Origin of the sequence: Kitasatospora cathayae, from assembly GCF_027627435.1 — a bacterium.
Lineage (GTDB): Bacteria > Actinomycetota > Actinomycetes > Streptomycetales > Streptomycetaceae > Kitasatospora > Kitasatospora cathayae.
This window is the reverse complement of sequence record NZ_CP115450.1, coordinates 8542962-8555521: the sequence shown is the minus strand read 5'-3', so window position 1 is coordinate 8555521 and position 12560 is coordinate 8542962. Positions and strand designations below refer to the sequence as shown.

Below are 12560 nucleotides of genomic sequence, written 5' to 3'. Positions count from 1 at the left end.
CCTCCTCCGGCTGAAGCCGGAGGATTCCAATCCTCGCGGGTCGGGCTTTCTGCTTCACAGCCGGTTGCCGACCTGGGGTTACCAGCGAAGGGACGGTGTACCGCCCATCGGTCTTACATCAGCTCCACAGACCTGACTTCCCGCCAGCCCGGCGGTAGACCCGGCCAGCTTGGTTATCGCTGACCAGGCGTCATCAATCCATCACGCTACGGATGCCTCGCGGTCGGCGATGGCGGCGGTCCGCCTTGACGGCGAAACGCCGGTTCCTGACCTGCTCCGTAGGAAACCCGATTCTCCCCCGCAAGCGGGGGGACCCCCACCCCCGGCTGAAGCCGGGGATCTCCTCGGAGGTACCAGATGATCAAGAACACTCTGGCACGTCTCCTGACGGCGTCGGCTCTTGTGGCCGGGAGCGTGATGCTGTTCCCCGGCCCCGCGGTTGCACAGACCGGCTTCCACGTCGTCAACATGGCGACGGGCAAGTGCGCGACCGTCGCCGGAGGGGTCTCCGCCGACAACAACGTCACCCTCGTTCAGTACAACTGCGACAGCGACTCCTCGCGGCACTGGTATCTGAGCAACTGGAGCAACAACACCTTCCAGCTCGTCAACGCGAAGACGGGCAAGTGCGCGACCGTCGCCGGAGGGGTCTCCACGGACAACAACGTCACCCTCGTTCAGTACAACTGCGACAACGACCTTTCGCGCCGCTGGCGCCTCAGCAACTGGAACGGCAGCTCCTACCAGTTCGTCAACGCGAAGACGGGCAAGTGCGCGACCGTCGCCGGAGGGGTCTCCGCCGACAACAACGTCACCCTCGTTCAGTACAGCTGCGACAACGACCTTTCGCGTCGCTGGCAGATGGGGTAAGAGGCCGTAGGACAGGGCCTCTGGTGGACCTCGGGTCTTCGTCGGGACCTGGAGCTACCAGTAGGCCCTGTTGGCCGTTCAGAAGCACGCCGTTCAGAAGCACATTGATGCAACCGCTGTCAGCAGTCGAGCGCGTCTCAGGCGCTCGGGAGGACGTGCTCGGCGACAAGGTCGTTGTAGACGGTTTCGAGGTGGGAGGTCACGGCCCGGGCGGGGTTTTCGCCCTTGGCGACGGGGACGATGACACCGTCCAGCGGATTGTCATCGCGGGGCTCGTCCAGGGTCAGGACCCCTCCGATGCCGGGGGCCGCTTCGTCCCGGGCGGTGAGCGGAAGCACGCCCCACCGCTGCTGGATCGTTTTGAGCACTGAGGTGTGGTCCAGTGGCACGCTGTCACCGGGCACGTTGAAGACGGTGCCGCGAGCGATGAGCGGGGAAACCAGCACCGTGGGTACCCGCACCCCGAATCTGGTGAAGTCGAAGCCGGCCTCTCCGGCCTTTTGATCGGGCGGTGCCGCGCCGGCGGGCGGCGGCACGTGGTCGTAGCAGCCGCCGTGCTCGTCATAGGTGATCACCAGCAAGGTCTTGGCCCAATCCGGCCCGGTGCGCAGCGCGTTGTACACGTCGAGGATCAACTGTTCGCCCGATGCGACGTCATCGTTGGGGTGTTGGCTGTTCCCGTCGTGTTTCCAGGCGGGTTCCAGGAAGGTGAACGCGGGCAGGGAGCCTTCGGTGGCGGCGGCGTGTTTGAAGTCGATGAACTGGCCGAAGTGCTGGTCACCGGCCCCTCGGGTGTCGGGGAAGTTGGCCTTGGTCAACGGTGGAAGGTTGTAGCCGTAGATGACCCAGCCGATGCCCTGGTGGGTGAGTCGGCCGAAGATGCTGTCCGTGTTGAACATGACCTTGTCGGTCTTCGCCTGGTTCTGGCATGCCCTGTCGCTCACCAGGCCCAGGCTGGTCCCGGCGAGGGCGAAGCCCCGGTTGGGCAGGGTCTGGGTCGGCACCGAGCAGTACCAGTGGTCGCACACCGCGTAGCCCCGGGCCAGTCCGGACAGCACGGGCAGCGCTTCCGGGGGGAAGCAGCCCATGATGTCGCTCGCGGTGACGTCCGGGGAGTTGCCTTGCCTGGTCGGGAAGATCTGCGCGAAGTCGGTGACGAAGCCCTCGTTGGTCGCTTCGGGGGCAGGGGTGGGCACCTGTTGCGAACCGAACAGCTGGTTGTTGACTCTGTGGTACTCCTCCCCGGGGACGGAGCCGGGCATGAAGTACGCGCCTGATTTGGTGTGGTCGATCGGGAAGACGGTGACTTTGCCGCCGTTCCCGTCCGGGTTGGACTCCGCGCCGGTCAGGCCTTCGAAGGGCCGGCCGGACGGATGGTTGCCCTGGTCGGTGTAGAGGAATCCGAGCATGTTGTCGAAGGAGCGGTTTTCCAACATGAGGACCACGAGGTGGTCTATCCGGCTCAGAAGTGCGGTGTCCGATGACATCTGGCACCTCCCGCAAATCGCGCGGACTGGAGGATCGAGGCCCCGCCGCTCACGGTGACGGCCCCTACTACCACCGTAGGACCAGGCCCTCAGTACCGGCGCGGTGGCCGACCGCGACCAACCCGCCTGTGCATCCCCGGTGGGAGGGGCGCCGTGCCCGCTCACCACGACGCCCCGGTTTGCCCACGCGGCGTTGACCCTCCGCGGTTCCCGCCGCAGGCTGGGAGTGCCCCCGCAGGACTGGGGAACCGACACCGTGGGAGGGCGACATGGCGGTGTACAGCTGGGGAAGGACTGCTTGCGAGGGATGCGGGCATTCCCGGCAGGGGCATGAGTTCTACCGGGGACGCTGCGCGGTGGGGTGTCCGTGCGAGGGGTTCCGGCCGGAGGAGGAGCCGGTGAAGCCGGGGCCGGAGCCGTGCCTGCTGTGCGAGCACGCGCGGCATCTCCATCTGGACCGGGTGTGCGGGGAGTGCGGATGCGGCGAGCCGTATGAACCCCCTGTCTGGGAACGCACGTACTACTGAGGCCCTCCCCCGAGAGCGCTGGCAGGGGGCGTGTTTCGCCCCTGGTGCTGTGCCGGGTGGGGGGCGGGTGGTTCTGGTCACCATGCGTGGAGGACCGGCGCGTCGGTTCCCTGCTGCTGCCAGGCCTCGTTGAGTCGCGCGAGCCGATCCGTGGTGGCGATGCCGCGCAGGGACGCGATCCTGTCGTCGCTGACCTCGAATGCCACGATGCCCACGATTCGGTCGTTGACCACGGCGAGGACGGCCGGGGAGCCGTTGACCAGCGCGACGTGGAACGCGGGGGAACCGCCGGCCATCCGCCGCTTGGCCGCTGTGGGCGTGAAGCCGCCCCGCACGTAGGAGGCGATGCGCTCGCGCGTCGTGAACCGCAGCAGCCGCCTGGCCAGTCCGTAGCCGTCCGAGATCGCCGTCACGTCATCGGTGAGCAGCGCCACCAGCCGTTCGGTGCGCCCGGACGCGGCGGCGGCGAGGAACTCCTCGACGATCCGGCGTGCGGACGCGGGGTCCGCCTCGTCGCCGCCGCGGCGCTCTGCGGCGATCCGGCGTCGGGCCCGGTGGACGTGCTGTTGGCTCGCGGACTCGGTGATGCCGAGGATCCCGGCGATCTCGGCGTGCGGGTACGAGAAGGCCTCGCGCAGGACGTAGGCGGCCCGCTCGATGGGCGAGAGGCGCTCCATGAGGGTCAGGACGGCCAGGGACACCGATTCGCGCTGCTCGAAGGTCTCGGCGGGGCCGAGCATCGGGTCGCCCTCGAGGAGCGGCTCGGGCAGCCAGTCTCCGGCGGCGCGTTCATGGCGTGCCTGGGCCGAGCGGAGCCGGTCGAGGCAGAGGTTGGTGACGACCTTGGTCAGCCATGCCTGCGGCACTTCGATGCGTTCCCGGTCGGCGGCCTGCCAGCGCAGGAAGGTGTCCTGGACGGCGTCCTCGGCGTCGGCGGCCGAGCCGAGCAGACGGTACGCGAGCGAGGCCAGCCGGCCTCGGCTGGCCTCGAACCGGTCGATGGCTGCGCTGTCCATGCGCAGCAGCCTAGGCGGCGGCGACCTGCGCGCCGGCTCGGTCGGGCGTGGTGACCAGGCGGCGCTTGCGCTTGGGCAGGCCGAAGGTGGGGTGGGCGATGCTCCATCCGGCGCCCTTGAGCACACCCGACTTGAGCCACGCGGCGCTCCGGCCGCCCAGGTACCAGGACTTCGACCGTGCGTCGCCGTCCACCATCTGGAAGATCGCGTCCCGCCGCCCGAGACTGATGTGGTTGCCGTGGTACTTCAGCCCGATGGTCGGGATCCTGCTGTCCGTCAGACGCGCGATGATCGCGGCGGTCGCCTGCATGTTGGTGTACCCGGCCGAGGCACAGGACATCGGCAGCGGCCGGCCGTTCTCGCCGATCGCGTAGGCGCAGTCACCGGCGGCGTAGACGTCGGGGTGGGAGACCGAGCGCATGGTGCGGTCGACGACGATCTGGCCGGTCGCGGCGACCTCGAGGCCACTGGCGGCCGCGATGGGGTGCACGGCGAACCCGGCCGCCCACACGGTCACGTCGGCCGGGATGGACGTGCCGTCGACGGCGATCGCCCGTGTCGGCTCGACGGCTTCGATGCCGGTGTGCTCGTGGACGGTGATGCCGAGTCGGGCGAAGGCCCGGCACAGGTGGCGGCGGGCCTTCGGGGAGAGCCAGGCGCCCGGCTCGCCGCGGGCGGCGAGCGCGATCGACAGGTCCGGCCGGGACTCGGCGAACTCGGTGGCGGTCTCGATGCCGGTCAGCCCCTCACCGACGACCAGCACGGTGCCGCCCTCGCCCAGGTCGGCCAGGCGCTCGCGCAACCGCAGCGCCGAGGACCGGCCCGTCACGTCGAAGGCGTACTCGGCCACGCCGGGGACGCCGTGGTGGGCGACCGAGCTGCCGAGCGCGTAGAGGAGCGTGTCGTAGGCGAGTTCGCCGCCGCCGTCCTCGCCGGTCACGGCGACGGTCCTGCGCTCGGGATCGACGCCGGTGACGCGCGCCAGGCGCAGCCGCACCCCGGTGCCCGCGAAGACGTCGGCGAGCCTGCGGAACGCGAGGTCCTGGCCGATCGCGAGTTGGTGGAGTCGCATCCGCTCGACGAAGTCGGGCTCGGCGTCGACGACGGTGATCTCGGTGTCGGCGGGTGAGAGCCGGCGGGCGAGGTTTCCGGCGGCGAAGGCCCCGGCGTATCCGGCGCCGAGTACGACGATGTGGTGCTTCATGGCGTTGCTCCCGTCTCGTTTGCCCCTTGGACGAGACGGCGCCCCGATTGCTGACAGGAGCCGAGCGTGACGCGGGTCACCTGACCGAACACGGGCCGCCGCGGCGCGAACCCGCCGGTGCCGCCGATGGCCTGACGGGACCTCATGGCGGGTACGGCACAGCGCGAGCACCGGCGGCGGTCAGCGGCTGCTGGGGGACGTCATCCTGCTGGCCGCCGGGGTCGCCTGGGCCGCCTGCAACGTCGTCGCCCGCCGCACGAGTTTGGGGCACTCCCCGCTGACCAGCACCTACTACCAGACCGTGGCCGGCGCACTCGGCTTCGTCCTGCCCAGCCCGTTCGAGGTCCGCGACTGGCGCATGCCCGGCGCCGCCGACATCGGCATGCTCGCCTTCCTGGCGCTCATGTGCTCCATCGCGGCGTTCGTCCTCTCGGACGCGCAAGAAACGGGGAATAGTCCCCGGTTCATGTCGATGCGACAGTACACCGGCAGGGGCGGCCGGACCACCGGGGGCCGAACCGAATGCCGGGCGCGCCCTCGCAGGTCTTCGGAGTGGTCGCCCGTCGTCGACCCGTCCGGCCCCGGTGGCGTGGTGTCCCCGGAGTGGGCAGTCCCGAATGCGTCCGGTCGGGGTTGTTTCTCCCGCAGTTCGATCACAGCGGATCGGAGGGCGTCGCCTTCAACCGCCGTGAGTGACCGCGGCACGCGTGACCGGATCGGGTCTCCCGGCTCTGCGAAGAGCTGCACTCCTCAAGAGGATTGATGCGTCACGTGGTGGATGCCGAGCCGGAAGCGGGTCGGAGCGGCCTGGCACTGTTCGAGCGACACCACCGGTGGTCACGTGTCTTCGCGCTGACCGCGAGCCTGGCGCTCGCCACGGTGGGGTTCTCCACCCAGACCGCGTACGCGGCCGGTCCGCCGTGCAACGGCGGCGCCTTCACCACCTCGCCCCCCCACCTGCACCTACCCACGGCGGTGGGCGAGGACAGTTTCACCGTTCCCACCGGAGTGACCAGCATCCACGTGGTCGTCGACGGCGCCAAGGGCGCCGACACGGACAGCGTCGGCGCCGGGGCGAGAGTCACCGCGGACTTGCCGGTCACGCCCGGCAGCACCCTGTTCGTCGAGGTCGGAACGGGCGGCGGCCTCGGCGGCAGCGCCCGCGGTGGCGCGGGCGGCGGGGCGTCGGACATCCGCACCTGCTCGGCGCCCTCCGCCAGTTGTGTGCCGACCGGTGATCCTCTGACGGACCCGCGGCTGCTGGTGGCCGACGGCGGTGGCGGCGGTGGCGGTGGCACCAACCTGCCGCTGCGGCCGGGAGCCGATGGCGGCACCGGCCCCAACCTCTGCAACCCCGGCGGCGACGCCATGGGCGTCGGCGGTGCCGGTGGCGGCACCGGGGGGACGTGCCCCAGCGGCGGAATCGGCGGCGGCAGCAGCGGCGGTGGGACCCCCGGAGGCAACGGAACACCGGGCGTCGGCGGCGACGGGGGCAACTTCGGCTTCCCGTCCGGCGGCGGCGGTGGCGGCGCCGGATTCTGGGGCGGCGGCGGTGGCGGCACCGGCAACAACACCGGCTCCGGCGGTGGCGGCGGATCGAGCTTCATCACCGCCAACGCCGCCAACTTCTCCACCGTGGCCAATCCGACCGGCACGCCCGCGGTCACCATCAGCTTCACCTTCTCCCCGAGCGTCACCACGACCCCCTCGCAGACCTCCATCCCGCTCGGAAGGCCGACCACCGACGGGGGAGATTCCCCGCCACGCTTTGCGCGGCAACGCTGCGCGGGGCGTGACGGCCGGTTCCTGGTTCCGACAGATTGACGAAAATCGGGCGGTCTGACGGGCGGGTGTGTCGCTCTCCCGGAACAGGGCAGACGCCACCGGCGGGAAGGGACATCGTCATGGCGGTTTTGGTCGTGGTCGTGCTTCCGGCGCCGGTTCGGGGCGGAGCGCGGTTCCGATGATGGAGGTGTCCCGATGGGCATGATGACCGAGTCGTTCGACGTCGATGTGCTGGGCGTGCCCGATCGGCGGGTGAAGGGCGGCCTGAAGGGCTTCAAGGGGGTCATCGAGGAACGCGGCGTCGAGAGTGGCCGACGGCGCGGCCGGAACTTTCCGGGATGAGCGATGGATCACGGGCAGTCGGCCGAGAATCCGTCCACTGGGGACGATGGCGGCCGCGCACCGCGCGGGCGAAGGCGGCGTGGCCGGCGTGGATCGGGTGCTCCGCTGAGCGGGCGTCGGCTGAGAGAGCTGAGAGAGGTGTCCGGGAGGGCCTGGCGGCGCGGCCGGGAGATCGAGTTGCTGCACCGGTCACTGGCGTTCGCCGCGCTGTTCTTCCTGACCCTGGTGCCGCTGCTCATGGTGATCGCCGCGGCTTCCCCGGCCCGCGGCAACGGCATCGCGGACTGGATCACCGACGGCCTCGGACTGTCGCCGCGCGGCAGCCAGGCGGCCGGCATGCTGTTCAGCTCTCGCGGGCGGATCCTCAGCACCGCCACCGCCTTCGGCCTCGCCGCCGCCGCCGCGTTCGGGATCTCCCTCACCAGTGCGCTCCAGGCCGTCTATGAGCGGATCTGGCGGCTTCGCGCCGGTGGGTGGCACCAGGTGTGGCGACAGGCGGTGGCACTGGGCGGAGTGACCGCGTACCTCGTCATCGCCGCCTGGAGCGGCGTGCCATGGCATCACACGGCCGCCCAGCCCGTCCTGCGGATCCTCGCGACGCTGATCGGCGGCCTGCTGCTGTTCTGGTGGCTCCCGCATCTCCTGCTCGGCGGCCGGGTCCCGTGGCGGGACCTGCTTCCGGGCGCGGTCTTCACCATGGCCGCACTGGTCGGTTTGCGGTTCTTCTCCCGCCTGGTCTTCGCGCCGCTGCTGATCTCCAACGCCGTCTCGTACGGGACGGTCGGGACTGTCCTGGTGGTCCAGTCCTGGCTGACCGGCGTCGGCTTCACGGTGTACGGCGGCGCGGTCGCCGGATGGGCGCTGCGCGGTGACGGAGACAGTGAGTAGCGGCGGCCCGCTCGGCGCTGCCGGCGTCATGCGGTGGGCCGAGGTGTGCTGGAGGGCTTGACATCCTCCCCCTCCTGAAGGGATGGGGATCCTGCTCGGCCCCTCGCAGCGGCCCTGACCGTGCCTGCCGCTCGCGCAGGCTCGTTGACGGGGCATGCGAACGATCACAACAGCCGCACACACCCGGCGCGCCCTGCTCACCACGGCGGCCGGGGCGGCCGCCGGTCTCGGCCTGGCCGACACCGGGCCGGCGCGGGCGGCGCAGCGGCCCCACCGACAGGACGGGCGAGCGGGACGGCGGGTCGCCGTGCTCGGCGGCGGGGTCGCCGGTCTGAGCGCGGCGCAGGAACTGGCCGAGCGCGGCTACCTGGTGACGGTCTACGAGCGCAACGAGGTGCTGGGCGGCAAGGCCCGCAGCACGGACGTGCCCGGCACCGCCCGGGGCGGGCGGCGACCGCTGCCCGGCGAACACGGCTTCCGCTTCTTCCCCGGCTTCTACCGGAACCTGCCCGACACCCTGCGCCGGATCCCGCTGCCCACCGGGCCGGTCGGCCGCACCGTCCACGACAACCTGGTGAACGCCACCGAGGAGCTGTTCCCCCGCGTCGGCGGACGACCGGCCCTGCGGCTGCCGTTCCGTACCGTGACCGCTCCCCCGCTGCTCGGCGAGCTGCTGCCCGACGCCCTGCTCCAGACGCTGACGGGTCTGCTGGACACCGCCCTGCACCTGCCGGCCACCGAGGTGGCGTACTTCGCCAACCGGCTGCTGGTCCACTTCACCAGCTGCGAACCACGCCGCCACGAGCAGTGGGAGCGCGTCCCGTGGTGGCGGTTCATCCGGGCCGGCGAGATGTCGTACGACTACCAGCGGCTGCTCGGCATCGGCATCACCCGCAACATCGTCGCCACCAAGGCCGAGGAGGCCAGCACCCGCACCGTCGCCCGGATCCTCCAGGCGTTCGTCTACAACGTCCTGGGCCGGGGCAACGACGGCGAGCCGGACCGCGTCCTCAACGCCCCGACCAGCGAGGCCTGGATCGGCCCCTGGGAGGCCCGACTGCGCTCCCTCGGCGTCCGGTTCGAACTCGGCGCCGAGGTCCAGGAGCTGCTGTACCGGGACGGCCGGATCACCGGCGTGCGGCTGCGGGACGTGGACAGCCCCGTTCTCGCCGACCACTACGTCAGCGCGATGCCGGTCGAACACGCCCGCGCCACCTGGGGCCCCGGACTGCGCGCCGCCGACCCGCAACTCGCGCGCTGCGACCGGCTGCGGACCGACTGGATGGTCGGCGTGCAGTTCTACCTGCGCGGTCGCACCCCGATCGTGCACGGCCACGTCGACCTGGTCGACTCGCCCTGGGCCGTCACCTGCGTCGGCCAGGCCCAGTTCTGGCCCGACCGGGACTTCCGCCGGGACTACGGCGACGGGCAGGTGGCCGACTGCCTCTCGGCGATCGTCTCGCAGTGGGACGCCCCGGGGATCGTCTACGGCAAGCCCGCGCTCAAGTGCACCCGCGAGGAGGTGGTGCGCGAGACCTGGGCCCAGCTCAAGGACTCCCTCAACGGCGGCGGCCGGCGCGTCCTGGACGACGCGGACCTGCACACCTGGTTCATCGACCCGGCCGTCACCGGCCTCGGCGGCCCGGACCCGGCCAACCGCGAGCAGCTGCTCATCCACCCGGCGGGCACCTTGTACGACCGTCCGTCCGCCGCGACGGCCGTGCCCAACCTCTTCCTGGCCGGTGACTACGTCGCCACCGACATCGACCTGGCCACCATGGAGGGCGCCAACGAATCCGCCCGCCGAGCGGTCAACGCCCTGCTCGACGCCGACGGTTCGCCGGCCCCGCGCTGCACGGTGTGGCCGCTGTACCAGCCGCCGGAACTGGCCGCCCTCCAACAGCAGGACGAGGCCCGCTACCGCCGGGGCCTGCCGAACGCCCTCGACCTGGGCTGACGGCGCGGCGACGCATCGAACGCCGCTGGAAGGCGAAGGGGTTGTGGCCGCCCGGGGCGGTCGTTGGGCGGCGGGCCTGCTTCAGGCGGGCCGACTGTCGTCGCGGTAGTGGAAGCCGGTGTCCGGGCCGCCGGTGAACACCACCGCGTCCTGCCCGGGTCCGAGAGCGTCCAGCAGCACCTGGAGCGCGCCGTCGGCGTCCTCGTGGGAGCGGTGCAGCCCGGGGCCGTGGGCGAGGTGTCGGCGGTGCGCAGCGGTCGGTGGGCGAGGGCGGATTCGAACTCGCGGCTGCCGGGGCCCCGGGAGGCCGGTGGAGTCGGCCTCCCGGGGCGGGTTCTGTGCTCGGGGGGCGTGGGGGGACGTTTCGCCGTCGTCAGCTGCCCTCGGGCGCCGATCGGGGCCCGGTTCAGGCGTAGCGGTCCTCGATGAACCGTTTGAAGCGGCGCAGGTCGCCCCGTACTTGGAGGTCGAGCACGCCGAGCTTGTCGGCGGCCTTCTCGGCCAGGCCGGTGGGTTGGAAGGCCATGGTCATCCGTACCCGGGTCCGGGCCGCGCCGAGGGGTTCGAAGTCGACCGTGCCGGCGTGCTTCACGCTCTCGCCGGTGGTGCGCCAGGCGACCCGTTCCTCGGGCACCCGCTCGATGATCTCGGTCTCGAACTCCCGGGACAGTCCGGCGATCTTCGTCCGCCAGTGGGCGTGGCGGTCGTCCAGCTGTCTGACCTCCTGTACGCCCTCCATGAACTGCGGGAAGTCCTCGAAGGTCGCCCACTGGTCGTAGACGACGCGGACCGGCGCGTCCACGTCGATCGACTCCTCCACCGTGCTCATCGCCGCACCCACCTCTCCACGCCGTCCCGTCCACGGCCGCCGGGCGGAGGGTCCACGGGCGGCACCGCTTTCAATCTGGTCCCTGTGGCGAGCAGCGGCAACCGGCGCACCCTCGGGCGGACGAGCCGAGCGGCTACCCGGCGCTGTGGGAGGTGGCCGTGTCCGGGCCGGGGGTGTGCTGTCCCAGGCCCCGGCGGATCGCGATCTCCACGGGTGAATAGGCGCCGTCGGGCCGTTCCAGTTCGTACGGCGTGGCGGGCATCAGCGGCGGCTGGGCCATGAAGCGCGGCCGGGTCCCGTGGTGCGGTTGCGCCGCGTGCACCAGGAACGGGTGGCACAGGAAGACGTCGCCCGGGGATCCGGTGGCGAGGGCGATGGGCCGGTGGTCGGAGGCCACCACCAGGTCGGGTGCGAGCGTCAGCCCGCTCGCGCCGTCCTCCCCGTGCTTCTCCAGCACCTTCGGCACGTCGAGGTGTGAACCGACCCGGATCCGGGTCGGGGCGTCCTCCTCGCCGACCTCGCTGAACAGGAACAGCATCAGAAGCCCGGTGCACTGCGATCAGACCCGGTAGCGCGGCTCCCAGCGTCCGGCACCGACGAGCAGGTCGTACGCGCGGTGCAGGGACGGGGAGTTGGGTGCGGCGGCGAACGGTCCCTGCGCCATGCCGGCGACCCGGTGCACGGGCTGCGTCCACGTCGACGGGTCGTGCGGATCGCAGCCCGTCTCCCGCCACAGCAGCCGGGCGCAGTCCGCGGCCACGCGCGGCGCGACGGCGCCTTCCAGCTTCACGAAGCCGTCGCGGAGGAACCGGGATACCAGGGTCGTGTCGTCCATGCCGCCATCGTGCGGCGGCGCCGGTCCCGGTCACCCTACGTTCTCCGCACCGCTTCTGTCGGGTGATCGCCGGACCGTTCCCGCCGCCGCCTGGACGCGGCCTCCGATCGCGGTGCCAGGAGATCACCTTTGATCTCCCAGGATGCCCCGGCCTTCAGGCCGGGGAGATGGGGGTCCCCCCGCCCGGAGGGTTGGGGGAGGGGCTTTGGTTCGGAGCCGCGAAGCGGCGGAGTGACCTTCGCAGGTTCTGACGTGAGCCGTTGTCAGTGCCTGTCGGTAGGTTGATCTGGTGCACCTTCGGTACTCCTGCCGCATCTACCCGACGGCAGGTCAGCGCACCGCGCTCGCCCGGACGTTCGGGTGCGCGCGGGTGGTGTACAACGACGCGTTGTCGGCACGGAAGGAAGCCCGGAAGGCCGGTCAGTCGTACCCGAAGTCCACGGACTTGCAGAAGATTGTGATCACTGCGGCGAAGAAGACCCCGGAGCGCGCGTGGCTCGCCGCGGTCGGGGTGGACCCGCTGATCCAGTCCCTCCGGGACCTGGACACGGCCTACCGCAACTTCTTCGACGCGGTGTCCGGCAAGCGGCAGGGGCGGCCGGTCGGGCTGCCACGGTTCAAGTCGAAGCGCCACTCTCGGCAGAGCCTGCGGTTCACCCGCAACGGGTTCCGTATCCGGTCCAACGGGAAGCTGAACCTGGCGAAGATCGGCGATGTGCGGGTGAAGTGGTCGCGGGCGCTGCCCGCCGATCCGTCGTCCGTGACGATCGCGCTGTGACCTCAATGCTGCTCGCAACATCCTGGCCGCCGGGCAGGCGGA

At 71.1% G+C, this 12560-nt stretch carries 11 protein-coding genes and 1 pseudogene; 7 read left to right on the top strand and 5 right to left on the bottom strand.

From position 1 onward, the window contains the following. Window positions 1-357: 357 nt before the first annotated feature. A complete protein-coding gene (locus O1G21_RS38270; RefSeq protein ID WP_270150344.1) occupies window positions 358-870 on the top strand; it encodes an RICIN domain-containing protein in 513 nt (170 codons plus the stop codon). Window positions 871-1007: 137 nt separating this feature from the next. On the opposite strand, the gene O1G21_RS38265 is transcribed toward O1G21_RS38270, so the two are convergent. The 3 genes from O1G21_RS38265 to O1G21_RS38255 form a co-directional block, all read right to left on the bottom strand. Then, on the bottom strand, window positions 1008-2357 hold the full coding sequence (locus O1G21_RS38265; RefSeq protein ID WP_270150342.1) for an alkaline phosphatase family protein: 1350 nt from the start codon (window positions 2355-2357) through the stop codon (window positions 1008-1010). A 604-nt stretch (window positions 2358-2961) separates the two neighbouring features. Continuing rightward, on the bottom strand, window positions 2962-3900 hold the full coding sequence (locus O1G21_RS38260) for a sigma-70 family RNA polymerase sigma factor (protein ID WP_270150341.1): 939 nt from the start codon (window positions 3898-3900) through the stop codon (window positions 2962-2964). Between the two features lie 10 nt (window positions 3901-3910). Next, window positions 3911-5104, bottom strand: a complete 1194-nt coding sequence (locus tag O1G21_RS38255) for an NAD(P)/FAD-dependent oxidoreductase (protein ID WP_270150340.1) — start codon at window positions 5102-5104, stop codon at window positions 3911-3913. Between the two features lie 187 nt (window positions 5105-5291). On the opposite strand from O1G21_RS38255, the gene O1G21_RS41895 reads away from it, so the two are divergent. From O1G21_RS41895 to O1G21_RS38235, 5 genes are all read left to right on the top strand, one after another. Continuing rightward, a complete protein-coding gene (locus tag O1G21_RS41895; RefSeq protein ID WP_405000855.1) occupies window positions 5292-5867 on the top strand; it encodes an EamA family transporter in 576 nt (191 codons plus the stop codon). Between the two features lie 8 nt (window positions 5868-5875). After that, window positions 5876-6928, top strand: coding sequence for a glycine-rich protein (locus tag O1G21_RS38250; RefSeq protein ID WP_270150339.1), 1053 nt, complete (start codon window positions 5876-5878; stop codon window positions 6926-6928). Window positions 6929-7084: 156 nt separating this feature from the next. Then, window positions 7085-7231: a hypothetical protein gene (locus O1G21_RS38245; RefSeq protein WP_333493539.1), complete on the top strand. Its 147-nt coding sequence runs from the start codon at window positions 7085-7087 to the stop codon at window positions 7229-7231. Between the two features lie 138 nt (window positions 7232-7369). Beyond that, the gene (locus O1G21_RS38240; protein WP_270150337.1) at window positions 7370-8119 is read left to right on the top strand and encodes a ribonuclease BN; all 750 of its coding nucleotides are present in this window, start codon (window positions 7370-7372) and stop codon (window positions 8117-8119) included. A 154-nt stretch (window positions 8120-8273) separates the two neighbouring features. Continuing rightward, a complete protein-coding gene (locus O1G21_RS38235) occupies window positions 8274-10076 on the top strand; it encodes a hydroxysqualene dehydroxylase (RefSeq protein ID WP_270150336.1) in 1803 nt (600 codons plus the stop codon). 406 nt (window positions 10077-10482) lie between these two features. On the opposite strand, the gene O1G21_RS38230 is transcribed toward O1G21_RS38235, so the two are convergent. Both O1G21_RS38230 and O1G21_RS38225 read right to left on the bottom strand, forming a co-directional pair. Beyond that, a complete protein-coding gene (locus O1G21_RS38230) occupies window positions 10483-10905 on the bottom strand; it encodes an SRPBCC family protein (RefSeq protein WP_270150335.1) in 423 nt (140 codons plus the stop codon). 133 nt (window positions 10906-11038) lie between these two features. Further along, window positions 11039-11740 (bottom strand): annotated as a pseudogene (locus O1G21_RS38225) (phytanoyl-CoA dioxygenase family protein). Window positions 11741-12029: 289 nt separating this feature from the next. Here O1G21_RS38225 and O1G21_RS38220 point away from each other — a divergent pair. Beyond that, window positions 12030-12518 carry an RNA-guided endonuclease InsQ/TnpB family protein gene (locus O1G21_RS38220; protein ID WP_270150333.1) on the top strand — a complete coding sequence of 163 codons (489 nt, stop codon included), beginning with the start codon at window positions 12030-12032 and terminating at the stop codon, window positions 12516-12518. Window positions 12519-12560 lie beyond the last annotated feature (42 nt).